At 47.8% G+C, this 251-nt stretch carries 1 protein-coding gene; it reads right to left on the minus strand.

Features of this window, described 5'->3' with window-relative positions; genetic code table 11:
- Positions 1 to 181: IS66 family insertion sequence element accessory protein TnpA (tnpA, locus tag AC04NP_RS30865; protein ID WP_482863991.1), on the minus strand; the 181-nt coding region annotated here is incomplete at its 3' end.
- Positions 182 to 251 lie beyond the last annotated feature (70 nt).

Consider the following 251-nt stretch of genomic DNA (forward strand, 5'->3'; position numbering starts at 1 on the left):
AGCCAGTGGGGGGACCGGACAATTGCAATGGTACAAACCCCTGTTTGGCCCCTGTTTGGCGCTTGTGCCGGTTGTAATGAGATACCCAGTAATTCAGGACACTGATCGGTAGCCCTTCTTGTTCACAAAACAACTGCTTGCCCTCAGGGCTTGAAAGCCACTTCTCAACTATGGGGTACATCTGGGATGGTTTACGCATAACGCTTTTTGCACGCTATATTAGAACAATGACCCAAATTTTCAAACAGGTA

Source organism: Agaribacillus sp. DX54 (assembly GCF_056858335.1).